The 25022-nt window shown below is 61.7% G+C and carries 20 protein-coding genes, 1 pseudogene and 1 riboswitch; of the genes and pseudogenes, 11 read left to right on the top strand and 10 right to left on the bottom strand.

The genetic code is table 11. The annotated features are described in order from the left end of the window. Window positions 1-355, bottom strand: a 355-nt coding sequence (locus tag BM267_RS12740) for a hypothetical protein (RefSeq protein ID WP_459562112.1), incomplete at its 3' end; no start/stop codon positions are given. An 11-nt stretch (window positions 356-366) separates the two neighbouring features. Then, a complete protein-coding gene (locus BM267_RS12735) occupies window positions 367-675 on the bottom strand; it encodes a DUF1153 domain-containing protein (RefSeq protein WP_036989911.1) in 309 nt (102 codons plus the stop codon). A 60-nt stretch (window positions 676-735) separates the two neighbouring features. Here BM267_RS12735 and BM267_RS12730 point away from each other — a divergent pair. Beyond that, window positions 736-1233, top strand: a pseudogene (locus BM267_RS12730) (PIG-L deacetylase family protein); the annotation flags it as partial. A gap of 70 nt (window positions 1234-1303) precedes the next feature. On the opposite strand, the gene BM267_RS12725 reads toward BM267_RS12730, so the two are convergent. Beyond that, window positions 1304-1900: a lipopolysaccharide kinase InaA family protein gene (locus BM267_RS12725; RefSeq protein ID WP_074780153.1), complete on the bottom strand. Its 597-nt coding sequence runs from the start codon at window positions 1898-1900 to the stop codon at window positions 1304-1306. Between the two features lie 133 nt (window positions 1901-2033). Here BM267_RS12725 and msbA point away from each other — a divergent pair, with 133 nt between their 5' ends. Further along, entirely contained in the window at window positions 2034-3818 is a 1785-nt protein-coding gene (msbA, locus tag BM267_RS12720; RefSeq protein ID WP_074780155.1) for a lipid A export permease/ATP-binding protein MsbA, read from the top strand. Window positions 3819-3868: 50 nt separating this feature from the next. Continuing rightward, complete coding sequence (gene hldE / locus BM267_RS12715) at window positions 3869-5311, top strand: bifunctional D-glycero-beta-D-manno-heptose-7-phosphate kinase/D-glycero-beta-D-manno-heptose 1-phosphate adenylyltransferase HldE (protein WP_074780158.1); 1443 nt, start codon at window positions 3869-3871, stop codon at window positions 5309-5311. 152 nt (window positions 5312-5463) lie between these two features. On the opposite strand, the gene BM267_RS12710 is transcribed toward hldE, so the two are convergent. From BM267_RS12710 to BM267_RS12690, 5 genes are all read right to left on the bottom strand, one after another. Continuing rightward, window positions 5464-5934: a hypothetical protein gene (locus BM267_RS12710; RefSeq protein ID WP_074780161.1), complete on the bottom strand. Its 471-nt coding sequence runs from the start codon at window positions 5932-5934 to the stop codon at window positions 5464-5466. Window positions 5935-6115: 181 nt separating this feature from the next. Beyond that, window positions 6116-7612 (bottom strand): acetyl-CoA hydrolase/transferase family protein, encoded by a 1497-nt coding sequence (locus BM267_RS12705; protein ID WP_074780164.1) that lies wholly within the window; start codon window positions 7610-7612, stop codon window positions 6116-6118. Between the two features lie 215 nt (window positions 7613-7827). Continuing rightward, entirely contained in the window at window positions 7828-8700 is an 873-nt protein-coding gene (locus BM267_RS12700; RefSeq protein ID WP_051611022.1) for a hypothetical protein, read from the bottom strand. A gap of 38 nt (window positions 8701-8738) precedes the next feature. Further along, on the bottom strand, window positions 8739-9572 hold the full coding sequence (locus BM267_RS12695) for an aldo/keto reductase (protein ID WP_074780167.1): 834 nt from the start codon (window positions 9570-9572) through the stop codon (window positions 8739-8741). Further along, a complete protein-coding gene (locus BM267_RS12690) occupies window positions 9569-10738 on the bottom strand; it encodes an NAD(P)/FAD-dependent oxidoreductase (RefSeq protein WP_074780170.1) in 1170 nt (389 codons plus the stop codon). The genes BM267_RS12695 and BM267_RS12690 overlap by 4 nt, the downstream gene beginning before the upstream one ends. A gap of 114 nt (window positions 10739-10852) precedes the next feature. Here BM267_RS12690 and waaA point away from each other — a divergent pair, with 114 nt between their 5' ends. Next, on the top strand, window positions 10853-12115 hold the full coding sequence (waaA, locus tag BM267_RS12685; RefSeq protein ID WP_074780172.1) for a lipid IV(A) 3-deoxy-D-manno-octulosonic acid transferase: 1263 nt from the start codon (window positions 10853-10855) through the stop codon (window positions 12113-12115). Between the two features lie 279 nt (window positions 12116-12394). On the opposite strand, the gene BM267_RS12680 is transcribed toward waaA, so the two are convergent. Further along, window positions 12395-13852, bottom strand: coding sequence for a TolC family outer membrane protein (locus tag BM267_RS12680; protein ID WP_074780175.1), 1458 nt, complete (start codon window positions 13850-13852; stop codon window positions 12395-12397). 120 nt (window positions 13853-13972) lie between these two features. Continuing rightward, a riboswitch (TPP riboswitch) is annotated at window positions 13973-14075 on the top strand. A 74-nt stretch (window positions 14076-14149) separates the two neighbouring features. Here BM267_RS12680 and thiC point away from each other — a divergent pair. From thiC to parC, 7 genes are all read left to right on the top strand, one after another. Beyond that, entirely contained in the window at window positions 14150-16033 is a 1884-nt protein-coding gene (gene thiC, locus BM267_RS12675; RefSeq protein ID WP_074780178.1) for a phosphomethylpyrimidine synthase ThiC, read from the top strand. Between the two features lie 150 nt (window positions 16034-16183). After that, a complete protein-coding gene (locus BM267_RS12670) occupies window positions 16184-16801 on the top strand; it encodes an NUDIX domain-containing protein (RefSeq protein ID WP_074780180.1) in 618 nt (205 codons plus the stop codon). Next, window positions 16801-17250, top strand: coding sequence for a DUF1249 domain-containing protein (locus BM267_RS12665; RefSeq protein ID WP_074780651.1), 450 nt, complete (start codon window positions 16801-16803; stop codon window positions 17248-17250). Before BM267_RS12670 ends, BM267_RS12665 begins: the two co-directional genes overlap by 1 nt. A 240-nt stretch (window positions 17251-17490) precedes the next feature. Next, window positions 17491-18306: a 3',5'-cyclic-AMP phosphodiesterase gene (gene cpdA / locus BM267_RS12660; RefSeq protein ID WP_074780655.1), complete on the top strand. Its 816-nt coding sequence runs from the start codon at window positions 17491-17493 to the stop codon at window positions 18304-18306. Window positions 18307-18429: 123 nt separating this feature from the next. Continuing rightward, window positions 18430-20325 (top strand): DNA topoisomerase IV subunit B, encoded by a 1896-nt coding sequence (gene parE / locus BM267_RS12655; RefSeq protein WP_036990671.1) that lies wholly within the window; start codon window positions 18430-18432, stop codon window positions 20323-20325. Window positions 20326-20341: 16 nt separating this feature from the next. Continuing rightward, a complete protein-coding gene (locus BM267_RS12650; protein ID WP_074780183.1) occupies window positions 20342-20866 on the top strand; it encodes a retropepsin-like aspartic protease family protein in 525 nt (174 codons plus the stop codon). A gap of 58 nt (window positions 20867-20924) precedes the next feature. Beyond that, entirely contained in the window at window positions 20925-23183 is a 2259-nt protein-coding gene (parC, locus tag BM267_RS12645; protein ID WP_036990666.1) for a DNA topoisomerase IV subunit A, read from the top strand. A 168-nt stretch (window positions 23184-23351) separates the two neighbouring features. On the opposite strand, the gene BM267_RS12640 is transcribed toward parC, so the two are convergent. After that, complete coding sequence (locus BM267_RS12640) at window positions 23352-24917, bottom strand: hypothetical protein (RefSeq protein ID WP_074780186.1); 1566 nt, start codon at window positions 24915-24917, stop codon at window positions 23352-23354. Window positions 24918-25022 lie beyond the last annotated feature (105 nt).

Raw genomic sequence — 25022 nt, 5'->3', positions numbered from 1 at the left:
GACCACACCAGACACGTGCAATGTCTGTTGCCCAGCGCTCATTCGGGCGCGAGGCCACCGAAGGTAATGCCTGCACCCGGGGGCGGGCTCCACTGCGGCGCTTGCGCACCTGCCAGCCCTTGATCTGGAACAGGCGCTGGATGGTGTTCTTGTTCTCACCCAACAGCCAGGCAACGGTACGGTAGTCAGCATACGGCAGATCGTTGATCACCCGCTTTACCCGCGCCGCCAAGTGCTCATTGACCTTGGGTTTGGCTTTGGTAGGCCGATAGTAATAACTGCGGCGGGACACACCGGCCCAGCGGCAGGCCTGCACCACCGTCACGACATAGCCTTGGGTAGCCATCTCGGCCATGACCTGATCGATCAATCGTCGGTCGAGTCGAGATGGCGCTGCAACTTTTTTCGGAACTTGAGCTCCAGCATGGCCTCGCCATAGGCTTCCCGGAGTTCGCGCAGCTGGGTTTCATACTGCTCGGCGATATCCTTGGGATTGGCCTTAAGGGCGTTTTCCATCCCGGCTTCGGCATCGTCCATCCACTTCTCGATCTCCTGCTGGGTGAGATCGTAGTGGCGCGCAGCCTCGGGCACTGTAGTCTGCCCTCGGTAGATCTGCTTGATCAGCTCCGCTTTGCGTTTGGCTGTCCAGCGCTTGATGTCGGGTTCTTGCGTCATGCTTCACTCCAATTTCTGAAGCGACTTTAGCATGTGCAGGTTTTCACTGGGTCATTACATGGCCTACCTACTTGGGCAAATCTGGTCGCCGATCTGAGCGCTTGCCTGGAGCATTTAAAGCCAGATGTAGTGGTTATGCCGCACCCTGAGCTGGACCCACATGCGGATCACATTGCGTGTACCCAGGCCTTTTTCCAGGCATTGAAATGCTCTGCCTGGCAGCCAAAACGCTTACTGCTGTATGCGAACCACCTGCATGATAACGATCGTTGGCCGATGGGTGATGCTGATACCGGGGTAGCGTTGCCTCCGGCATTGGTTGAGTTGCCTGGCGAGGAAATATTCAGTCATGTGCTGGACGAGCAACAGCGGTTGGAGAAAGCCATGGCGTTGTTGATGCATCATGATCTGCAACCGCCGGCACCTCTCAAGCGGCGGTTACGGCGTCAGATTCAGCGGTTACTCGCAGGTAGGCGCTGGCCGAAGACGGGTGACAATGAGTATCTGCGAAAAGCAGTACGCTGGCATGAGCTGTTTTGGGTAAGGGAGCTTCCCTAGCGCCAGGGTGCTGGCGCTCGTCGAGCTATGCTTGCCGGTACCGTTGATCCTGTTTCGCTCCCGGACTACGTCATCTTCTGCTGAACATGAACAAGGTTCCGATACGCGGATTCACCATCCCCCAATCACTTTCATAACGCAGCAGATGCTGATAATTCCTGTCCCGCATCCGCCGGGGCAGTGGCCGGCCCAGGCAGCGCATATCAGATATATCGATCAAGCCGAGTTTATTGTCGGGCGTCAGGACAATGTTGCCCATGTGCAGCGAGCGAAAGTAAACGCCCAGATCATGCAGGTGGGTAATGAATTCCGCCAGTCGAGCAAACAGCTCCAGTTGATCGAGACTGGTATCGTCCTCCAGTAATTGACGCAGCGTTTCGCCTGCCAATGGTTCGTAATGGACCACCGAACGGTATGGGTCACTCATCCGGTAAAGCTGAATGACCCGGGGGCAGGGGATGCCGAGGCGTTGCAGTTCTGCGGCGTTGTCCGCGAAGCGTTTGGCCGGTGAATAGAAAGCGGTCTTGGAGAGCCAGCTTTTGCGCCGGAACAGTTTGAGAAAGGTGCCGTCGGCCAGGCGCAGGACCTTTTCACCGTGGCCGTCCTTCTCGAGTATCTGCGCATCGGCACGCCAGATATCGTACTGTTCCCTGTTGAGTGGCTGCATTGACACGATCCTGAAACAAAACGGTAGTTTACCGTAACTGGACTATTCCTTCATGTGAGGCTGTATGCGATTGGGCTTGTGGCCCGACATGCTGTGATAAACTCCCGGCCTGATTCCATTTCGCGAAGAGCTTATGTCGGATTCTCCAAAAGAAAGCTTTGCCCGCTCCAGTATTCGGATCTACGGGCGATTGCTCGGTTATGTGAAGCCCTACTGGGTGTCGTTTGTCATCAGTATCCTGGGGTTCATGGTCTTCGCTTCCAGTCAGCCGGCTATGGCCTGGATGCTGAAGTATTTTGTGGATGGGCTGAATGAGGGGGCTAGCGCCCAGTTTCTCGGCGTACCGCTGATCTGGGGCTTTCCGCTGTTCATCATCCTGGTCGCGGTGTATCAGGGCATTGGCTCCTTCCTGGGTAACTACTACATCGCCAGGGTATCGCTGGGTGTGGTACATGACCTGCGCACCGCGCTGTTCGATAATTTGCTGACATTGCCCAATCGCTACTTCGACAACAACAATTCAGGCCATCTGGTGTCCCGGGTGACCTTCAACGTGACCATGGTCACCGGCGCCGCCACCGATGCAATCAAGGTGGTGTTCCGTGAAGGCATGACGGTGATCTTCCTGTTCGGCTATCTGCTGTGGATGAACTGGAAGCTGACCCTGGTGCTGATGGCGGTACTGCCGCTGATTGGCCTGATGGTCAACAGCACCAGCAAGAAATTTCGCAAGCAGAGCAAGAAGATCCAGACGGCCATGGGTGACGTGACCCATGTCACCTCCGAGACCATTACCGGCTACCGTGTGGTACGTAGCTTCGGCGGCGAGACATATGAGAGTGATCGCTTCCACAAAGCAAGCGAAAACAATCGCTTGCGCGGCCTGAAGATGGTCCGTACGGGTGCGGTGTTCACGCCTACGCTGCAGTTGGTAACCTACGGGGCGATGGCCGGGGTGATGTTCCTGGTGTTGTTTCTGCGTGGCGATGCGACCGCTGGTGATCTGGTGTCCTACATCACAGCAGCAGGCTTGCTGCCCAAGCCGATTCGTCAGTTGTCCGAGGTCAGTGCCAATATCCAGAAAGGTATCGCCGCGGCTGAGAGCATTTTCGAGCAGCTGGATGAGGAGCCCGAGAAGGATACCGGTACCGTCGAGCGCGACCGCATCAGCGGGCGTATCGAGGTCAAGAACTTGTCTTTCCACTATCCCGGGACGGACAAGGTGGTATTGCAGGACATCGATTTCACTATCGAGCCGGGGCAGATGGTGGCGCTGGTGGGCCGTTCCGGCAGTGGTAAATCGACCCTGGCCAATCTGATTCCCCGTTTTTATAGTCATGACCAAGGGGAAATCCTGCTCGATGGCGTCGAGGTAGAGCAGTACCGTTTGCGCAACCTGCGTCGGCAGATCGCCCTGGTGACCCAGAATGTGACATTGTTCAATGACACGGTCGCCAACAATATTGCCTATGGTGATCTGGCCGGGGCGCCGCGCGAGGCCGTGATTGCTGCGGCGGAAGCCGCCTACGCAGCGGAATTCATAGATCAATTGCCTCTGGGCTACGACACGCTGGTTGGGGAGAACGGCGTATTATTATCCGGCGGCCAACGTCAGCGTCTGGCCATTGCCCGTGCCTTGTTGCGCGATGCGCCGGTGCTGATTCTGGATGAGGCAACTTCCGCGCTGGATACCGAGTCGGAACGGCATATCCAGGCGGCGCTGGATCGCGTGATGGAAGGTCGCACCGCACTGGTGATCGCCCACCGCTTGTCGACCATCGAGAAGGCCGACATCATCATGGTGATGGACCAGGGTCGCATCGTCGAGCGCGGCAGTCATGCCGAGCTGATAGCGCAGGATGGTTATTATGCACGGCTGCACAGTATGCAGTTCCAGGACGAGAAGCCCGCCGTCTGAGACGCTATTACCAACCTGACAGGTCGGAGCCAATACAAGTGAGTGACGCAATGAAATTGACCATGCCCCGTTTTGATTCCGCGCCGGTTCTGGTGGTGGGTGATGTGATGCTGGACCGCTACTGGCACGGCCCCAGTCACCGTATTTCACCGGAGGCGCCGGTGCCGGTGGTCAGAGTTGATCAGATCGAGGATCGCCCCGGCGGCGCCGGTAACGTGGCACTGAATATTGCTGCGCTGGGCGCGCCCGCCTGGCTGGTGGGCGTCACGGGTGAGGACGAGGCCGCCGAGATACTGCAGCGGCGCTTGAATGCTGCGGGTGTGTACTGCGCTTTCCAGGGGCACCCCGAGCAGCCGACCATCACCAAGCTGAGGGTGTTGAGTCGGCATCAGCAACTGCTGCGGGTGGACTTCGAAGAGCCCTTTGCTACCGATGGCGATGCTCTGCTGGATACGGTAAACGGGCTGCTGGACAAGGTCCGGGTGGTGATCCTCTCGGATTATGGCAAGGGTGCGTTGGTCAATCATCAGGCGTTGATCAAGGCCGCTCGGGAGCGCAACCTGCCGGTGTTGGCCGACCCCAAGGGGAAAGATTTCAGCATCTACCGCGGCGCCACCTTGATCACGCCCAACCTGTCCGAATTCGAGGCAGTGGTGGGTATCTGCTCCAGCGAACAGGAGCTGGTCGACAAGGGCCTGGCGCTGATCGAAGAGCTGAACCTGGAGGCATTGTTGGTCACCCGCAGTGAGCAGGGGATGACGCTGCTGCGTCAGGGCGAAGCGGCCCTCCATTTGCCAGCGCGGGCGCGGGAAGTATTCGATGTGACCGGCGCCGGCGACACCGTGATCTCAACGGTAGCAACCGCGCTGGCCGCAGGAGAATCGCTACCCAACGCCGTGGGCTTGGCCAATCTGGCTGCCGGCATCGTTATCGGTAAGGTGGGTACCGCTGCCATCAGCGCCCCGGAACTGCGCCGGGCGCTCCAGTATGAACAGGGGGCAGGGCTGGGTGTATTGTCGGCCGACCAGTTGCTGGTGGCGGTGGAGGATGCCCGTGCCCATGGCGAGCGGATCGTCTTCACCAACGGCTGCTTCGATATCATCCACGCCGGTCATGTTGGCTATCTGGAAGAGGCCCGCAGCCAGGGTGACCGGCTGATCGTGGCGATCAATGATGATGCCTCGGTGACCCGCCTGAAGGGGCCGGGACGGCCGATCAATGCGGTAGAGCGGCGTATGACCGTGCTGGCCGGATTGGGCGCAGTGGACTGGGTGGTCAGTTTCTCCGAGGATACGCCGGAAGAGCTGCTCAAGCAGTTGCGCCCGGATGTGCTGGTCAAGGGCGGCGACTATGGCATCGACCAGGTAGTGGGCGCGCCTATCGTGCAGGCCTATGGCGGTGAGGTAAAGGTGCTCAAGTTCGTCGATAGCTGCTCGACCACGGCAATTGTCGAGAAGATTCGGGAGCAGAATGAGGGAACCGCTGTTTCTTGAGTTATGTAGTGCTTGAGTAAGATCAGCTCAGCTGGAGCTGGTTTTTTGTGGGAGCGGGCTTGCCCGCGAACGGGTTTGCAAGAAAAGCTTCGCGGCCAAGGCCGCTCCCACAGTTAGTGACTAGACGGCCTTGCACAGGGCTGCAGGGGCGCTCAAGGCCTGAACGCATTGCGTGCATGGCAATACATCTTCCCCGCCGCGCTGCCGCCGTTGCATTTGCTGCCGAACCATTGCCTGGCGGCCTTGCGACAGTTGCGATAATCAATTGAGCCGGTGCGGTAATTGCTGCATACGCTGGCGAAATCCAGCAGCGTGCCGTCATGTGCGTAATACATGCGGTATTCGGTTTCCGTGCCCCGGGCATCGGTCCAGATCACTTTCTCTGTTTCTTCTTCAATCCGGCGGGCCTTGGCAGGTGCGCTGTTCCGTTCCTTGATGGTTACCGGGCTAATGGTGTTGATGTGGCGGCCGGGAACGTAGTTGCGGTCGCTGAAACTGGTTTGCCGTTCGGCGCCGGGTTCGCTGGCCTGGGCGGGCAGGCTGGTCGCTATCAAGAGCGCGATATTGGTAAACAGCGTTGGCAAGCCCCGGCTGAATCCGGTTCGGGTTTGGCTGGCATCCATGGTGAGCCCCGGAGAGATAGTGAATTCAGCGCGGAGGATAACAAGGTTGGCCGGCGGGCAAAGTGCCGCGCTTCACATTATCGAGCGGAGGGGGAATACGAAAGGGAGATTTGTGACGCTGGACAGATAAATGCTGCCCCACAGCCGTTGCGGCAACTGTGGGGCAGGGACTGCAGATAGATCAGCCAGCGGCGCGCATATGGCCGAACTCTTCCAGGTTCAGGTGCCATTCGACCGCTTCGCGCAGCAGGTGCGGCGTGTGGCCACCCTTGGCGCAGGCTCGCTCGAAGTAGTCATTCAGCGCATCGCGATAATCCGGGTGCACGCAGTTGTCGATGACCACACGGGCGCGCTCGCGGGGTGCCAGACCGCGCAGGTCCGCCAGGCCCTGTTCGGTGACCAGGATATCGACGTCATGCTCGGTATGGTCTACATGGCTGACCATGGGCACCACGCTGGAGATGGCTCCGCCCTTGGCAATCGACTTGGTGACGAAAATTGCCAGGTTGGCGTTGCGGGCGAAGTCGCCGGAACCGCCGATCCCGTTCATCATCTTGGTGCCGCCCACGTGGGTCGAGTTGACGTTGCCGTAGATGTCGAACTCCAATGCGGTATTGATGCCGATGATGCCCAGGCGCCGGACGATTTCCGGGTGGTTGGACATTTCCTGGGTGCGCATCACCAGCTTGTCCTTGTACTTCTCCAGATTGCCGAACACGCGCTCGTTGCAACGGCCCGACAGGGTGATGGAGCAGCCGGAGGCAAGTGTCATCTTGCCTGCGTCGATCAGCTCGAAGGTGCAGTCCTGCAGCACTTCGGAATACATCACCAGGTCTTCAAAGGACGAATTGATAAAGCCGCACATCACCGCATTGGCAATGCTGCCGATGCCGGCCTGCAGCGGGCCCAGGTTCTTCGGCAGGCGGCCAGCTTCCACCTCCTTCTCGAAGAAGGCGATCAGATGGTCGGCGATGCCTTGGGTTTCCGCATCCGGTGGGGTAACCGTGGAGTAGGAGTCGGGCTGGTTGGTAATGACGATGGCGGCGATCTTCGCCGGGTCGATCGGAATCGCGGTGCTGCCCATGCGCTGGCCTGGAGAGACCAGGGGGATCGGGGTGCGGGTCGGCCGGTAGGTCGGGATGTAGATATCGTGCAAACCTTCCAGGTTGGGGTTATGCGCCAGGTTGATTTCAACCACGACCTGTTTGGCGAAGATCGCGAAGCTGGCGGAGTTGCCCACCGAGGTGGTCGGTACGATGTGGCCTTCCTCAGTGATGGCGACCGCCTCGATGACGGCGATATCGGGCAGCTTCAGTTGATGGTTGCGCATCTGTTCAACGGTGTCGGACAGATGCTGGTCGATGAACATGACCTCGCCCTGGTTGATCGCCTTGCGCAGGGTGGCGTCCACCTGAAAGGGCATGCGACGGGCCAGTACACCGGCTTCGGTCAGGTGTTTGTCGAGATCGTTGCCCAGGCTGGCACCGGTCAGCAGGCTGATCTTCAGCGGTTGCTCCCGGGCGCGCTCGACCAGCGCCAGCGGGACTGCCTTGGCTTCCCCGGCACGGGTGAAGCCGCTCATGCCTACGGTCATACCATCTTCAATCAGCAATGCAGCATCTGCTGCGCTCATGACTTTGTCATGCAGCGCAGGCATGCGAATACGACTTTCATACATGGATTTGTTACCAGTGGGTGATTACGAACAGCCAGCAGTCTAGGGAAGAGCTGATTGGCGTGACGATCCGACCATGGTCTAAGAAGGCCCGAGGGCCACTTTAACAATCCGTGGAAAAACTGCTCGTGAGTGCGTCTTTCAACGACCTGCTAGGAGGTACCAATGGCGGAATCGAGGATGACCGGCAGGCCACGCCTCGGCGCGCATGGTACACCTCATGGCGGTGCGCTGCCATATGCCCAGGGGCAGTGGGCGTCCGCCACCACCCAGCCGGTCTGGGGTGCGAAGGCTTCGCTGAGCAGCAGATGCGGATGCTGTTGCTCGATCAGCTCACCCTTGACCAAGGTAAACAGGCGTCCGTTGAACTGATTATCGACCAGCTCGGCGAGATAGAGATCGGGGCGCTGTCGATCCAGCTGTGCCTGCAGCTGGCCACTCTGGGCATCCAGCGACTCGTCGGCGTGCAACGCGCTCAGGTCCGGGCAGCGGGGCACGCTGAGGTGCATGTGATAGACCAGTTGCAGTGAATTGGTGGGGAGATGGACATAGGCATGGGGGCGTTCCAGTAGATTCAGCTCGCGGCACAGCACGGCCCGGGCTGCACCCTGGTGCGGGCTGAGGCTGTACCAGCGGTTGCCGTCCGGCGGCAGGGTGTCGGCGTAGGGTGTGGGTAGCCAGACTTCCTGATAACGCCCCGGCAGCCAGCCCTGTCCGGTTTCCAGCAGCAGCTCCTCGGCCAGTTCGGTCATCAGGGTGAGCAAGGGCAAACGCAGCTCGTGGGCGGGTACGTAGCCGGACAGCAGTTTCAGCACTTGGTCATTACGATCAGGGCGCTGCTGGTGCACCAGCAGACGAAAGTCCCGTTGTTGCCAGCGGAAGGTAATATCCGCGGAAACCCCCAGGTTGGCCAGGGTTACGTCGAACTGTTCCGGGTCATCCACCTGTATCGGCTGGCGCAGCTCGAGCATCTGCTCGAAGCTCAGCGGGTTGCCGACCGGCGTGTAGCGCAACACCTCGGGGCCGGCCTGGACGTGGATGGCCTGGGTCTTGAAGGCCACCGGATCGTGGCGGGCAATGATAGTGGTCATGGCGCCCCTCGTTGGGTCTGGGGCCGCGCATGCTGCTGTCAGCGCGGCCTGGCTTGAGATCCGCTGTGCGTGTCGGCTTGCTGCAGAATGTTGGCGACGGTGACTACATTCTGCGTCAGATGCGCCGGTGTGATGGTACCGATGATGGCGCTGCCGACGGCCGGGTGGCTGAAGACCAATTCGAAACCGCTACGGACCGGGTCTTCACCCTCCAGGCAGATATGCCCACTGGCAAGCGCTTTTTTTACCAGAATGCCCTTGTTGTGTGACAGCGCAAAGTCGAGAACCGGACGCTCGGTCTGCTCGCGCAGGTTCCAGGTCACCATGGCGCAATCGCCATCTTCCAGCGCCTGCAGGCCACCAGCGACAGTCTTGCCGGAAAAGCCGAAGGCGCGGATCAGCCCCTCCTGCTTCAGTTGCTGCAGCGTCGGGTAGACCTCATCAGCAAGGACGGTCAGGTCATCACCATTGGAGTGCACCAGCACCAGGTCCAGATAATCGGTCTGCAGCCGTTGCAGCGAGCGTTGTACCGAGTGACGGGTATGTCGGGCGCTGAAATCGAACCAGGACTCGCCATTGTCGAATTCTTCGCCGACCTTGCTGCACAGCACCCATTCCTGGCGTTGGCCTTGCAACAGCGGCCCCAGGCGCTGTTCGCTCAGGCCATAGGCGGGGGCGGTATCCAGCAGGTTGATGCCCAGGTCCCGGGCCTGGGCCAGCAAGCCGCGCACCTGCTGGTCGGTCGGTAGTTCGAAGCCGCTGGGGTATTTCACCCCCTGATTGCGGCCGATCTTGACGGTGCCGAGCCCGAGCGGAGAAACCGTCAGGCCAGTGCTGCCAAGCGGGCGATGATATTGCTGTAGGGATGTCATGAAAACAGGGTATCCCAGACTGGAGTGGCAACGAGCGGGCAAGGCAGGTCGCTGGTCGGCTGCGGCAGCTCCGGCTGGATTGCCTGACGTTCGAGCTCGGCGATGGCCTGGTCGCTCAGGTCGGGTGCCAGAGCCAGTTTGGTCGGCCAGCACACCAGCGCATTGCCGACTGCCTGCAGGTAGGCATTATCCGGGCGCACCAGGCCGCTTTGAGCCGGTTCGGCACGGGTTACCGGCAGGGTAGCCCACTGGCAGCTGCTCAGATCGACCCAGGGCAGCAGTTCCTGCAGCTCCTTCTGTGCCCGGCGAATCAGCTCCTCGGCCGGCATATCGGTGCCCTGTTCAGCCAGTTCGCCGCCCAGGTACCAGCACCATTGGCCATCGTTGCAGGGGTGGGTAGTCACAGTGACCCGCGGCTTGGGACTGCTGCCCAGGCAGTGGGCGTAAAGGGCCGGCAGGTTCGGACCTTTGACCAGCACCATCTGCAGCGGCCGGCGCTGCATGGCGGGCTGCTGGATACCGGCACCGTGCAGCAGCGCCTCGTTGCCTTCCCCGGCGGTGAGCACATAGCGTCGGGCGATGATCTGCTGATCGGCAACCTGTACGGAGGTGATACCGTCGCTGTTGCCGCCGATTTTGACCGGGCCGCTGAGCAGGCTGTCGCCACCCAGCTCCGCCAGGCGGCGGACCACATCGGGCACATCCAGCACCAGCTCGGCCAGCTGGTAGACCTTGCCCTTGAAAGCCGGATTGGCGAAAACCGCGGGCAACTCCCGCCCCTTCACGCTATCGACCCGGCCGCGCAGTGCCTTGCTGGCGAAGAAGCCGGCCAGGTTGCTGATCAGGTTGCCCGGTGACCAGAGATAATGGTGCGCCGAGAGTACACGCACGCCTTGCAGGTCCAGTTCACCACTACCATCCAGACAGGCGCGCCAGCGGCCGGGCATGCCGGCGATGGCTTCTGCGGCGGTGGTCAGTTTGCCGTGCAGGGCATACTTGGTGCCGCCATGGATGATGCCCTGGGACTTGCTGCTCTGCCCGCCGCCCAAGGTATGGGGCTCGACCAGCAAGGTGCTGTAGCCCTGTTGCCGCAGCCGCGCATTGAGCCAGAGACCGGCGACGCCGCCGCCCAGAATACAGATATCGGTGTGCAAGGGTGTGCTCATGGGCTCCGCGGGGTCAGTGGATTAGCTCGCGTAGTATAGCGATCAACGGCCGGGCAGGTCACTTCTGCTACTCTATGCCGCGTTTGTGCTGCTCGACCGCTTCTGGAGAAGGGAATGCCGCGTTTTCTGTACAGTCTGATCTTTACCCTGTGTCTGCCGCTGATCCTGGCGCGCCTGCTGTACCGTGCCTGGCGCGCCCCGGCCTATGCCCGGCGCTGGCGCGAGCGCTTTGCCCTGGGTGGAGATCTGCGCGCTGGCGGTATCTGGGTGCATGCGGTGTCGGTGGGCGAGTCCATTGCCGCGGCGCCCATGGTGCGCGAGTTGCGCCAGCGCCATCCGCAGTTGCCGATCACGGTGACCTGCATGACACCAACCGGCTCCGAACAGATCCGCAAGTTATTCGGTGATGATGTTGGCCACGCTTATCTGCCCTACGATCTGCCCTGGCTGCAGCGGCGACTGATTCGGCGGTTGCAGCCACGGATTGCCATCATCATGGAAACCGAGCTGTGGCCCAACCTGGTGGCCGAGTGCAAGCGCGCCGGCGTGCCAGTAGTACTGGCCAATGCACGGCTATCTGCGCGCTCGGCGCGGGGTTATCAACGCGTCATTGCGCTGGTGCGGCCGATGTTCGCCGCGCTGGATTGGGTGGCGGTGCAGACGGCAGCGGAGGCGGAGCGCTTCATCGCGCTGGGCGTGCGCCAGTCAGCACTGGCGGTGACCGGCAGCATCAAGTTCGACCTCAAGCCCGGCGCCGAGCTGCTGGCCACGGCAGAGCAGTGGCGGGCGCAGTGGGGTGAGCGGCCCGTATGGATCGCCGCCAGTACTCACGGCGGGGAAGACGAGATCGTGCTTGCTGCGCATCGTCAGGTTCTGCAGCGGCATCCCGAGGCGCTGCTGATTCTGGTGCCGCGCCACCCGGAGCGCTTCGATGCTGTGGCGCGGCAGATAGAAAATGCCGGGCTGGGCATGGTACGCCGCAGCGCCGGGAACATGCCGGCGATAGCCGATCAGGTGTTATTGGGCGATACCATGGGCGAGCTGATGCAGTTCTATGCCTGCGCGGATGTGGCTTTCGTTGGCGGGTCGTTGATTCCCGGCGGTGGACACAATTATCTGGAGCCAGCGGCGCTCGGCCTGCCGGTGCTGTCCGGGCCGCATCGATTCAACTTTGCCGAGATCAGTGATTTGCTGGAGCAGGCCGGGGCCTTGGTGGAAGTGGCCGATGCCCCGGCGATGGCGGAGCGGGCAAATGCCTGGTTGGGTGATCAGTCGTCAGCGCACCGCGCTGGAGCGGCGGGGCAGGCGGTAGTAGCGGCCAATCAGGGGGCACTGGAGCGGTTGCTGCAGGGTATCACGCGGTTGCTGGGGAGCTAGTTGGTCATTGCGAGTGACTGATGGGTTTCCATCAAGTCGAGCGCGCCCCGGTCAGCGCGCCCCGGTCTATGGCGATCCCGTCAACTCCCATTCCGACCAGCGCGGCCACCTGATACGCTGTTGGTCGAGCTGGAAACCGGTCCACCGTAGTGGCGCAAACACCTGGGAGGTTCGAGCACCAGCTCGTACCTTGCTGGCGGCGGCCTCGGCGTTGTCTGGTGGAAACGCTGTCGAGCTGGTGCTCGACAATCCCAGGGGGCAGCGTCGCTGCCCGGCCACTCAGAACGACGTCCGCATCCGCCGCTGCTGTTCGCTCATTGGCTGCGGCGGCTGGTTGCCGATGGACATGCGCTGCATTTCTTCCGGGGTAAACGGCGGAATGAAGTCGCGGTCCGGATCGTAGTCGGCCTTCAGCCAGGTCGAGAGGTCTTCCAGATCCTGCGGGCTCAGGGTGCCAGCCGCCTGCTTGAGGTTGAGGTTGTCGACGATGTAGTTGTAGCGGGTATCGTTGTAGTCACGCACCGCCCGGAACAGATTGCGCTGGGCGTCCAGCACATCCACCACGTTGCGCGTACCTACCTCATAACCGGCCTGAGTCGCATCCACGGCGGCCTTGGAGGAAATGATCGACTGGCGCCGGGCTTCGACCTCCTCGACGCTGGAGGTGACCGTACGGAACAGATTGCGGGTACGCTCGACGATGCGCCGCAACTCGGCTTCGCTGGTGTGTTCGGCCTGGGTCAGGCGGAAGTTGGATTCGCGGACCCGGGATGTGGTGCCGCCACCGGTAAATAGCGGCAGGGTCATCTCCACACCGAACTGGGTCAGCTCGGTGTCACCGCCGGCGCCCATACCACCAATACCTGCCCCGACACCGCCCAGACGGGCGCCGCCATAACTGTCGTTGTAACGCACGAAAGCATCCACCGTCGGGGCGTAACCCGCCTTGCTGCTGCGCAGGCTGTCGCCGGCGGCATCGATAGCCAGCCGCGAGGCCTGCAGGCCCAGGTTCTGCGCAGCTGCGGTCTCCACCCACTCCTGCATGTCGGCCGGCACAGGCGCAAGGATCGGCAGGTTGTGGCTCATGCCGAGCAGGTCGGTGTGGTCGCGGTTGGTCAGGCGGGTCAGTGCCTGATAACTCACGTCCAGATTGGTGGCGGCGGTGATGCGTGCGGCGCGGGCGGTATCGAAACCGGCCAGCGCTTCGAGTACATCGGTGCGGGCCGACAGGCCGACTTCGAAACGCTCCCGCGCCTGTTCCAGCTGACGCTCGAACGCTGCTTCTTCGGCTCGGGCGGTGGCCAGGTTGTCGGAAGCTCGCAATACATTGAAGTAGGCCAGCGCTACATCCAGGATCAACTGCTGCTGCGTAGCGGAAAACTCCACGCGGGCCTGTTCACTGAGCGACTTGGACGCCTGGTAATTGAACCAGCGATCGGCACGGAACAGCGGCTGCGTCAGGCTGGCCTGATAGTAATGGGTCGAATAGCTGTCCGACCCCAATCCCTCGACGTCGACCCGTTCGCGGGCCACGCCGGCCCCCAGGCCGATGTTCGGCAGCAACTGAGCGCGTGCCTGGGGCAGAGCTTCCTGGCGGGCGAGGGCATCGGCTTCGGCTGCGGCGAGATCGGCGCTGTTGAGCAGGGCTTCCTGGTAGATAGTCAGCAAATCGGATTTAGCCAAGGCTGGGCCGGACAGGCTTGCCAGCACAACGGCGATATACAGGGGGCGCAGCATGCAGAGGTCCTTCGCATGGAGGTAGAAGTCAATCTGCCAAGGCTAAAGAGGTGCAGGCCGCCGGTCAAGGCCAAGCGGTCGGCTACTTGCTGTTTGGCGCGCGACGGCCTAAGCTGCTGGCTCATCTTGACGGGGTGCCGGCATTTTTTTTGTGTTGGCTGAGACTTCACCCGTTGAACCTGATCCGGTTAATACCGGCGTAGGAATCGAGATGCGCAGTTCCGCATTACCCCGTCCTGGGGTGGTGGCTCCGTGCCGCTTCGGTTCCCTGTGTAATTCATACAGTGGAGCATAATAATGACCAATCGCTTGCCTGATACCGCCATTGCCAACTCCGGCGCAGATGGTGCCGCAACCCAGCCCTTGCCTAACTCCCGCAAGATCTACGTAACCGGATCGCGCTCGGATATCCGTGTGCCGATGCGGGAAATCAGCCTGGCCGATACCCAGACCGACAAGGGCGTGGAGAAGAACGCGCCGGTGCTGGTTTACGACACCTCCGGCCCCTATACCGATCCGGCGGTGCAGATTGATCTGCGCGCCGGGCTGGCAGATGTGCGCAGCGCCTGGATCGATGAGCGGGGTGATACCGAGATCCTGCCTGGCCTGAGTTCCGCGTTCGGTAATGCCCGGCTGTCCGATCCATCATTGGATCACATGCGCTTTGCCCATGTGCGCACGCCGCGCCGGGCCAAGGCCGGGCATAACGTGACGCAGATGCACTACGCCCGCCGGGGCATCATCACTCCGGAAATGGAGTTCGTCGCGATTCGCGAAAACATGAAACTGCAGGAGGCGCGCGCCGCTGGTCTGCTGACCGAGCAGCATCCGGGACACAGCTTCGGTGCCAGCATTCCCAAGGAAATCACGCCAGAATTCGTACGTGAGGAAATCGCCCGGGGCCGCGCCATCCTGCCGGCCAATATCAACCATACCGAGCTGGAGCCGATGATCATCGGCCGTAACTTCCTGGTGAAGATCAACGGCAATATCGGCAACTCGGCGCTGGGCTCCAGTATCGAAGAAGAAGTCGAGAAGATGACCTGGGGGATTCGCTGGGGCTCGGATACGGTGATGGATCTGTCCACCGGCAAGAACATCCATGAGACCCGCGAATGGATCATTCGCAATTCGCCGGTGCCGATCGGTACCGTGCCCATCTACCAGGCGCTGGAGAAGGTTGATGGCATCGCCGAGAACCTGACCTGGGAGATCTTCCGCGATACGCTGATCGAGCAGGCCGAACAGGGCGTCGACTACTTCACCATTCATGCCGGTGTGTTGCTGCGTTACGTGCCGATGACGGCGAGTCGGGTCACCGGTATTGTTTCCCGTGGCGGTTCAATCATGGCCAAGTGGTGTCTGGCGCACCACCAGGAGAACTTCCTCTATACCCACTTCGAGGATATCTGCCAGATCATGAAAGCCTATGATGTGTCCTTCTCTCTGGGCGACGGCCTGCGTCCAGGCTCCATCGCCGATGCCAACGACGCGGCGCAGTTCGGTGAACTGGAAACCTTGGGCGAGCTGACCAAGATTGCCTGGAAGCATGACGTGCAATGCATGATCGAAGGCCCGGGTCATGTGCCCATGCAACTGATCAAGGAGAACATGGACAAGCAGCTGGAGTGCTGCGACGAGGCGCCGTTTTATACCCTTGGGCCGCTGACCACCGATATCGCTCCGGGTTATGACCACATCACCTCGGGCATCGGTGCGGCGATGATCGGCTGGTTCGGTTGCGCCATGCTTTGTTATGTCACGCCCAAGGAGCATCTGGGGCTACCCAACCGGGATGACGTGAAGACCGGCATCATTACCTACAAGATTGCTGCCCACGCAGCGGATCTGGCCAAGGGGCACCCGGGCGCGCAGATTCGCGATAATGCTCTGTCCAAGGCGCGCTTCGAATTCCGCTGGGAGGATCAGTTCAACCTTGGTCTGGACCCGGACACGGCTCGCGCTTTCCATGATGAGACTCTGCCCAAGGAGTCAGCCAAGGTAGCGCATTTCTGCTCCATGTGTGGACCGAAGTTCTGCTCGATGAAGATCACCCAGGAGGTGCGTGATTACGCTGCGGCGCAGCGGATTCAGGCGGTGGACTTGGCAGTGGAAGAGGGCATGCGGGCCAAGTCCTCGGAGTTTCGCCAGACCGGGTCGCAGCTGTACCAGAAGGTATAGCGGCAGGTGGATAACGGGTGCCGGGGCGGTGAATAACACGCACCGGCACGACCGTTCGCCGCTGAAACAGGTCAGTCCTTGCCTCGGTCCGCTCGGATATGCGAGTTTAAAAGCACGACCATTGGGTATGTCTTTTTCAGGGGCGATTATTTGACCGAATTCAACCAGCAGGATGTCGAGATCCTGCGTCGAGAACCCGGATTTCGCGGCTTCTACCGGCTGGATGTATTGACCCTGCGCCATCGCCTATTTGCCGGCGGTTGGGGGCCGGAGCTGCGCCGTGAGCTGTTCGTGCGGCCGGATGCCGTCTGCGTGCTGCCCTATGATCCCTGGCAGGATGCGGTGGTGCTGATCGAGCAGATCCGCGTCGGGGCGCTGGGCAAGCGCACCAATCCCTGGATGCTGGAACTGGTCGCCGGGCTGTTTGATGATGGGGAGGAGGCCGAACAGGTCGCCCATCGCGAAGCAGAGGAGGAAGCCGGGCTCACATTGCTTAACCTGACGCCCATCACCCGCTACTTTCCCTCGCCGGGCGGCAGTGACGAGCAGGTATACCTGTACTGCGCGACGGTGGATAGCCGTGGCGTGGGCGGCCTGCACGGGCTGGCCGAAGAGGGCGAAGACATTCGTGTCAGTGTCTGGCCGCGCAGCGAGGCGCTGGCCGCCATGGCCGATGGCCGGATCGATAATGCCGCCAGCATCATCGCCTTGCAATGGCTGGAGCTGCATGGCCAGGGCCTGCGTGCCCAGGCGGGGCCGCAACCATGATGGCCCTCGGCAAACGCCGCTATCGGGTTGATCTGTCGTCGCTGCAGGCGGTATGCGAGGCGAATTTTTACCGTCTGCGCCAGTTGATGCCGGACATGGCGCTGAAGGACGAATGTCATATCCTGCTCAGCGCTGGCAGCGAACAACAGCGTCTGGTGATGCAGGTACTCGAGCGCTGCCCGTACACCACCACGCTGCGACTCCGGCATGAGAAACGCCATGAGTGGCTGACGCCTCCGAGCATGGAGGTACGCCTGTACCACGATGCCCGCATGGCCGAAGTGACTGTGGTGCATGATCGCCGTCGCTTCCGGAGTGTCTACCCCTATCCCAACGAGCAGATGCTGCAGCCGGACGAGAAATTCCAGCTCAACCAGTTTCTCGGTGAATGGCTCGGCTACTGTCACCGCCATGGGCAGAGTCCGCAGCCGGTGCTGCTCAATCGCTGAGCTGCGCATACCCTCTGTTGCTTCTACAGTTGACTGCTCTACAGGAGCCGCGCCGCGCGGCGATGGGGCCTGCATAGTAGTCTGGTCTGACCAGTTTTTTTGTGGCCGAGTGCAAGTTTCCGCCACCGCCGTCGGTGCGCCACTGGATTGTCGGCCGGTCTGTTGCCATCATGGCGGGGGGGCGCAGGGGAGCTACTGATGTCCTGCGAACAGAAGTCCACCGATCAGAGAATACGCCCGATGTCGCCACCCGCCACGATCACCTCCACCGCTGCAGTCCAGGTGGTTCAGCTGACCGACAGCCACCTCTTTACCGCGCCGGATCAACGCTTGCTGGGGCTGGATACCCTTGCATCGTTGCATGGGGTAATCGATCAGGTGTTGGAGGACATGCCGCAGATCGATCTGGTGCTGGCCACCGGTGATATCACCCAGGATGGAGAGGAGCCGGCCTATCAGCGGTTTATCGAGGCCATGACCCGGCTGCCCGCGCCGTGGCACTGGATTCCCGGCAACCACGATGATGCGGCGCGCATGGCACAACTTGGCGCTGGCCATGATTTCAATCAGCCCTGGGTGGATGCGGGCGCCTGGCGCATAGTGCTGCTGGACTCCAGCGTGCCGGGCTCGGTCGGCGGTCATCTTGATGAGCGTCAGCTGCTGCGGTTGGACGAAGCGCTGGCGACGGCGGGCGAGCGTTATCTGATGGTCTGCCTGCATCATCATCCAGTACCGATCGGCAGTGCCTGGATGGAGCCGCTGGGGCTGGACAACAGCGAGCAATTGTTCGCCCGGCTGGATGCCGACCCCCGCGTGCGCGCGGTGCTCTGGGGGCACATACATCAATATCTGGATCAGCAGCGCGGACATATCCGCCTGCTGGCATCGCCTTCTACCTGTGTGCAATTCGCCGTCGGCAGTGATGACTTCGCCACCGATGCGCAGCCCCCCGGCTATCGCTGGTTGCGCTTGCATGGCGATGGCCGCGTCGAGACCGCGGTATCGCGCCTGCCCGCTGGCTGCTTTGTGCCGGCGGCTGGCGCCTCCGGTTACTAGCACATTTTCCCGCCGGGTGCTCCAGCACTGGCGACATACCGGCGCCGCAGATAGGATACTATGCTGATTTGCCCCGGCGGGAGGCTGTACCCGCCAGAATGACCAAGGAAACCCAGACACTCTATGTCCCAATCGTCCTATAACGCCGATGATATTGAAGTTCTCAGCGGTCTGGACCCGGTGCGTCGTCGCCCGGGCATGTATACCGACACCACCCGCCCCAACCACCTGGCCCAGGAAGTCATCGACAACAGTGTCGATGAGGCGCTGGCCGGGCACGCCCGGACGGTCACGGTCATCCTGCATCAGGACAACGCGCTGGAGGTGATCGACGATGGCCGGGGCATGCCGGTGGATATCCATCCCGAGGAAGGTGTGTCCGGGGTCGAGCTGATTCTCACGCGACTGCACGCTGGCGGTAAATTCTCCGGCAAGAACTACCAGTTCTCAGGCGGCCTGCACGGGGTGGGCATCTCCGTGGTCAATGCCCTGTCGCTGCGGCTGGAAGTGCGGGTGCGCCGCGATGGCCAGGAATACGCTATCGCCTTCGAGCATGGCGACAAGGTCAGCGAACTGGAAGTCGTCGGCACCGTGGGCAAGCGCAATACCGGCACCACGGTCAAATTCTGGCCCGACGGCAAGTATTTCGATACTTCCAAGTTCAACATCAACCGCCTGCTGCATCTGCTCAAGGCCAAGGCAGTGCTGTGCCCCGGCCTGCGCGTCGAATTCGATGATCGCCAGTCCGGTGAGAAAACCACCTGGTTTTACGAAGATGGCCTGCGGGATTATCTGGTGGATGCCTGCGCCCAATGGCCGAGCCTGCCGGAGGCTCCTTTCACCGGTGCACTGGCTTCCAGCAAGGAAGCGGTGGATTGGGCGTTGTTCTGGCTACCCGAAGGCGGCGAGCTGGTGCAGGAAAGCTACGTCAACCTGATTCCCACCGCCCAGGGCGGAACCCATGTCAACGGTTTGCGCTCTGGCCTGCTGGAGGCGATCCGCGAGTTCTGCGAGTTTCGCAGCCTGCTGCCCCGTGGCGTCAAGCTGGCGCCGGAAGACATCTGGGAGCGGGTCAGCTATGTGCTCTCGGTGAAGATGGCCGAGCCGCAGTTTTCGGGGCAGACCAAGGAGCGTCTGTCGTCCCGCGAATCCGCCTCCTTCGTGTCCGGGGTGATCAAGGATGCCTTCAGTCTGTGGCTGAACCAGCACGCCGATATCGGTCAGCAGATCGCCGAAATGGCCATCGACCATGCCAGCCGGCGGCTCAAGGCCAGCAAGAAGATCGAGCGCAAACGCATCACCCAGGGGCCGGCGCTGCCGGGCAAGTTGGCTGACTGCGCCGGGCAGGATAGCCGTCGCTCGGAGCTGTTCCTGGTGGAGGGTGACTCGGCCGGCGGCAGTGCCAAGCAGGCGCGGGACAAGGAGTTCCAGGCGATCATGCCGCTGCGCGGCAAGATCCTCAATACCTGGGAAGTCGATTCCGGCCAGGTGCTGGCCTCCCAGGAAGTGCACAACATTGCCATCGCCATCGGCGTTGATCCGGGCTCGCCGGACCTGACGCAGTTGCGCTACGGCAAGATCTGTATTCTCGCCGATGCTGACTCCGACGGCTTGCACATTGCCACGCTGCTGTGCGCGCTGTTCGTCCGGCATTTCCGCCCGCTGGTGGAGGCCGGTCATGTGTTCGTCGCCATGCCGCCGCTGTATCGCGTGGATATCGGCAAAGAGGTTTTCTACGCGCTGGATGATGCCGAGAAGAGCGGCATCATCGACCGCATCGAAGCCGAGGGCAAGCGCGGGAAGGTTCAGGTCACCCGTTTCAAGGGGTTGGGGGAAATGAATCCGCTGCAGCTGCGCGAAACCACCATGGCGCCGGATACCCGTCGGCTGGTGCAGCTCACCATCGATGACTTTCAGGGTACTGAAGCGCTGATGGACATGCTGCTGGCGAAGAAGCGCGCCTCGGATCGCAAGCAGTGGCTGGAAAGCAAGGGTAATCTGGCCGAGGTGCTGATCTGATGCCGGACCGCTCGGCATGAATCCGCCGCCGGACCGCCGACTGGGTACCATCATGTTGGTGCTGGCCTGGATTGCCGGGCTGGCGCTCGCAGCACAGTGGTTTTCCGGCCTGGAAGAACGCCGTCGCAACCCCAACCAGGCGCCGGTGTCGTTGCAGGTCGACGAGACGGTGGAGGTGCGTCTGGAGCGTAACCGCCACGGTCATTATCTTGCTGCGGGTCAGATCAATGGCCAGCCGGTGACCTTCCTGTTGGATACCGGGGCTACCTTCGTCGCGGTGCCGGCGAGCCTTGCCGAGCGCCTCGGGTTGTCGCGGGGCAATCCGATCATGGTCAATACCGCCAACGGCATGACTGAAAGCTGGAGCACCCGCATCGATACGCTGCAGCTGGGCGATATACGTCTGCACGATGTCAGCGCCGGCATCGTGCCGGGGATCCTCGGCGAGGATGTGCTGCTGGGTATGAGTGCCCTGAAGCAGCTGGATTTCAGCCAACAGGGCGGCGAACTGATTTTGCGTCAACACTACGGGAGACACTGAATGATCAGCTGCCTCGCCAGCATTATTCAGTATCTCCCTCAATTTATAGAGAGTAAGTATGAGTGACAGTCTGGATCTGAGCCTGGAAGGCGTTGAGCGCCGCTCGCTGTCGTCGTTTACCGAAGAAGCCTATCTGAACTACTCCATGTACGTGATCATGGACCGCGCGCTGCCGCATATCGGCGATGGGCTCAAGCCGGTGCAGCGACGAATCGTTTACGCCATGAGCGAACTGGGCCTGTCGGCCCTGTCCAAGCACAAGAAGTCGGCGCGTACGGTGGGCGACGTGCTGGGTAAGTATCACCCTCACGGCGACTCGGCCTGCTACGAAGCCATGGTGCTGATGGCGCAGCCGTTCTCCTACCGCTATCCGCTGGTGGACGGGCAGGGTAACTGGGGCGCCCCGGATGATCCCAAGTCCTTCGCCGCCATGCGTTACACCGAGGCGCGTCTGGCCCGTTACAGCGAAGTGCTGCTGACCGAGTTGGGACAGGGCACGGTGGATTGGCAGCCAAACTTCGACGGCACCATGGAAGAACCCATGGTGTTGCCGGCGCGGTTGCCCAACCTGCTGCTTAACGGCACCACCGGTATTGCCGTCGGTATGGCCACTGACATTCCGCCGCACAACCTGCGTGAGGTAGCCGCCGCCTGCGTGCGACTGCTGGATGAGCCGGGTGCCGGGCTGGATGAGTTGATGGAGCATATCCAGGGGCCGGATTTCCCGACCGAAGCCGAGATCATCACTCCGCGCCGCGAATTATTGAATCTGTATGCTACCGGCCGCGGCTCGGTGCGTTGCCGCGCGGTCTGGACCCGTGAGGATGGCGATATCGTGATTACCGCCTTGCCGCATCAGGTCTCCGGGGCGCGGGTCATAGAGCAGATTGCTGCGCAGATGCAAGCCAAGAAGTTGCCGCTGGTTGCCGACCTGCGAGACGAGTCGGATCATGAAAACCCCACGCGCATGGTTATCGTGCCGCGCTCCAATCGGGTGGATGCCGAGGAGCTGATGCAGCATCTGTTCGCCACGACCGATCTGGAGCACAGCTACCGCGTCAACATGAACGTGATCGGCACCGATGGCCGCCCGGCGGTCAAGGATCTGCGTGGTCTGATCAGTGAATGGCTGGGCTTCCGGATCACCACGGTGCGGCGGCGTCTGCAGTTTCGCCTGGACAAGGTGCTGGCCCGCCTGCACCTGTTGGACGGCTTGCTGGTGGCCTTCCTCAACCTGGATGAGGTAATCGAGATCATCCGCAGCGAGGAGCATCCCAAGGCGGAACTCATGGCTCGCTTCGATTTGAGCGAGCTGCAGGCCGACTACATCCTCGATACCCGCCTGCGGCAGTTGGCGCGGCTGGAGGAAATGAAGATCCGTGGCGAGCAGGATGCGCTGGCCAAGGAGCGTGACCAATTGCAGAAGGTGCTGGGCAGCGAGAAGCTGTTGCGCAAGACGGTGCGCGGCGAGTTGCTGGCTGACGCCGAAACCTACGGCGACGACCGCCGCTCCCCGCTGGTTGAACGCCAGGAAGCCCGCGCCCTGTCGGAAACCGATCTGGTACCGGCCGAGGCGGTGACTGTGGTGTTATCGGAGAAGGGCTGGGTGCGGTGTGCCAAGGGGCATGAGGTTGATGGCGCGGGGCTGTCCTACAAGGCTGGCGACAGTTTCCGCGCCCAGGCCAGCGGGCGTTCCAACCAGCAGGCGGTGTTCCTCGATTCCACCGGCCGCAGCTATTCGCTGATGGCGCACAGCCTGCCTTCGGCCCGGGGGCAGGGCGAGCCGCTGACCGGTCGTCTGAGCCCACCGCCGGGTGCCGAGTTCGTTGGCGTACTGGTGCCGGAAGATCAGCAGCTGTATCTGCTGGCGTCTGATGCCGGTTACGGTTTTGTGGTGCAAGGCGCAGATCTGCAAGCCAAGAACAAGAACGGCAAGGCGCTGTTGAGCTTGCCCGAAGGTGGCAAGGTCATCGCACCGGTGCCGGTCAAACAGCGCGACAGTGATCAGGTGATCGCCATCTCCAACGAGGGTCGATTGCTGGTATTCCCGCTCAAGGACTTGCCGCAACTGTCCAAGGGCAAGGGCAACAAGATTCTGTCGATTCCGTCGGCACGGGTGAAGAGCCGTGAGGAGTTCCTGCTGGCGCTGGCATTGCTGCCCGAAGGGGCGAGCGCGGTGCTGACCGCCGGTAAACGGACCCTGACACTGAAACCGGCCGATCTGGAGCACTATCGCGGCGAACGCGGCCGCCGCGGTAACAAGCTACCCCGTGGTTTCCAGAAAGTGGATGCGCTGCAGATAGAGGATGGCGTGTAAGGCGGCTTCCTGCCTGGGTCGTCGAGCATCAGCTCGACGAGTGGTGTTGGCCGGCACCGCGGTAACGCAGGCTAACCCTGGTAGGAGCGGGTGCTCGAATCTCCCGTGGTTTGGCATGCCGGTCGCCGCTCGGCCGGCTTCCATCCCGGCCAGCGGCGTTTCTCGCGCTCAGTCTTGCTGTTTGCCCAGCACTTCCAATTGCTGTTCCAGCTGTCTCTGGTAGGGCTCTCGCAAGCGCTCTACACAATAAATGCCTGGCGGGGTGGCCAGCCTGCGTAGCACGGCCCGGTCTCTGATCAGCGCGTCGTTGGCCAGTTCGGCATCCAGCAACAACAGGTTGCGGCTGTACTGCATGCGTTCAAGCATCTGCGCACAATCCGGTACCTGCTCCGCCAGATCATCAGGCGCAATATCTGCACAGGGTGCATGACACAGGGCGATCTGCAGATGCAGGGCGACTCCGGTGTCGGCAATCTGGACCTGCAACTCATGACCCAGCACGCGCATCAACTCGCCACAGCACAGGGCGTCGCCGAGCTGATCGGTGTCCGATGGATGAAAGAACACCAAGCTGGTGCCGTCCTGCAGGGTATGCAACTGGCCGCCGCAGGCGCGGCTGGCCTGCTCCAGTTGCTCGCGGTAGCGCTCCAGCAGCCCGAGCAGACGCGGGCGGGGCAGACGATGCAGGGTATGATGATTGCCCAGACGGATGGCCAGCACCGTGCTGGCAGGCGCCGGCATCGCAGCTGCTTCCGGCAGTTCGTCGAGTTGCTCGCTGAGCATGGCAGCGGCTTCGGTGTCCTCGGTATCGATTGGTGCGGCGGGAGGCGCATCGGCTGCAGTTGCCAGCTCATCGCTCGTTAACGCGTCGATATCAGCTTCATCAACCTCACGCTCAGGCTGGTCTTCAGGCGTGGATTCGGCAGTGTCAGTCGTGACGCTATCTGGTTCCTCAGCCGGGTCTTCCAGCAGCGTTTCATCGAATACTTCCTCCTCGGGCTCCGGTTCGGGCTCGGGCTCGGGTTCCGGCAGCGGCGGCAGATCGACAATGCGGCGCTCGGCAAAGCGTCTGGCCAGGTCGCCCAGTTCGTCGGAGCGGGTCATGCCCGGGGGCGCTATCCCGGAACCGCCATACCAGTTGCCCAGCCCGGCCAGCACGCGGCGCATGCCCGCGCCCAGGCGCCAGGCAATCAGGCCGGCGATGATGATCAGCAGTACCAGGGCCCAGATCAGACGTTGCAGCAGGTTGGCCGAAGGTGCGGTGAAGGGTGTTTTCGCCAGGCTCAGATGCAGCCGGCCAATGAGTTCATCCTGAAAATGCACGGCGGCAATGAATTCGCCCTGACCGGGCGCCAGATTATCGGCGGACGGCTTTTGCCCGGCCTGGGCGACGATGCGGTTGCTGCCTGCCGCGGTCAGGCTGGTATGCGCAATCAATGGGCTTTGTGTCCATTGGGCCAGGGTGATGTTCAGGCTCAAGGTGTCATTGGCCGCCAGCGGATCGGCTATCAGGGTAGCAATCTGTCGGGCCAGCTCGCTGCCGGTCCGGTCTGCCTGGGTGGCGATGTCGCGCTGCAGCTGAACCTGACCGAACCAGAGCACCAGCACGAGTATCAGCAGCAATGGGACAAGAGTCAGCAGTATCAGCGTGCCTGGCAACTTGAGTCGCTTGTTACGCAGGGAAGCGTGGCCACGCAGAAACAGATTGTCGGATGAACTCGGTGTGTGATTCAAAATGGTCTCGATCGGTAGATTGGCGGCAGGGACACGAACAGGTGACAGTATAGCCAGTCGCCGCAGGTGGAAGAAGGCGGGCGCTGGGATGAGTCGGGCATTTGC

It is taken from the genome of Halopseudomonas bauzanensis (assembly GCF_900114735.1).
Lineage (GTDB): Bacteria > Pseudomonadota > Gammaproteobacteria > Pseudomonadales > Pseudomonadaceae > Halopseudomonas > Halopseudomonas bauzanensis.
Note: the sequence above shows the minus strand (reverse complement) of the source record. Positions and strands in the feature narration are given on the sequence as shown.

Bases quoted from the DNA above. Each gene is read 5' to 3' on its own strand.
- BM267_RS12735 (WP_036989911.1), bottom strand. From the start codon at position 675: ATGACGCAAGAACCCGACATCAAGCGCTGGACAGCCAAACGCAAAGCG.
- BM267_RS12725 (WP_074780153.1), bottom strand. From the start codon at position 1,900: ATGCAGCCACTCAACAGGGAACAGTACGATATCTGGCGTGCCGATGCG.
- msbA (WP_074780155.1), top strand. From the start codon at position 2,034: ATGTCGGATTCTCCAAAAGAAAGCTTTGCCCGCTCCAGTATTCGGATC.
- hldE (WP_074780158.1), top strand. From the start codon at position 3,869: ATGAAATTGACCATGCCCCGTTTTGATTCCGCGCCGGTTCTGGTGGTG.
- BM267_RS12710 (WP_074780161.1), bottom strand. From the start codon at position 5,934: ATGGATGCCAGCCAAACCCGAACCGGATTCAGCCGGGGCTTGCCAACG.
- BM267_RS12705 (WP_074780164.1), bottom strand. From the start codon at position 7,612: ATGTATGAAAGTCGTATTCGCATGCCTGCGCTGCATGACAAAGTCATG.
- BM267_RS12700 (WP_051611022.1), bottom strand. From the start codon at position 8,700: ATGACCACTATCATTGCCCGCCACGATCCGGTGGCCTTCAAGACCCAG.
- BM267_RS12695 (WP_074780167.1), bottom strand. From the start codon at position 9,572: ATGACATCCCTACAGCAATATCATCGCCCGCTTGGCAGCACTGGCCTG.
- BM267_RS12690 (WP_074780170.1), bottom strand. From the start codon at position 10,738: ATGAGCACACCCTTGCACACCGATATCTGTATTCTGGGCGGCGGCGTC.
- waaA (WP_074780172.1), top strand. From the start codon at position 10,853: ATGCCGCGTTTTCTGTACAGTCTGATCTTTACCCTGTGTCTGCCGCTG.
- BM267_RS12680 (WP_074780175.1), bottom strand. From the start codon at position 13,852: ATGCTGCGCCCCCTGTATATCGCCGTTGTGCTGGCAAGCCTGTCCGGC.
- thiC (WP_074780178.1), top strand. From the start codon at position 14,150: ATGACCAATCGCTTGCCTGATACCGCCATTGCCAACTCCGGCGCAGAT.
- BM267_RS12665 (WP_074780651.1), top strand. From the start codon at position 16,801: ATGGCCCTCGGCAAACGCCGCTATCGGGTTGATCTGTCGTCGCTGCAG.
- cpdA (WP_074780655.1), top strand. From the start codon at position 17,491: ATGTCGCCACCCGCCACGATCACCTCCACCGCTGCAGTCCAGGTGGTT.
- parE (WP_036990671.1), top strand. From the start codon at position 18,430: ATGTCCCAATCGTCCTATAACGCCGATGATATTGAAGTTCTCAGCGGT.
- BM267_RS12650 (WP_074780183.1), top strand. From the start codon at position 20,342: ATGAATCCGCCGCCGGACCGCCGACTGGGTACCATCATGTTGGTGCTG.
- parC (WP_036990666.1), top strand. From the start codon at position 20,925: ATGAGTGACAGTCTGGATCTGAGCCTGGAAGGCGTTGAGCGCCGCTCG.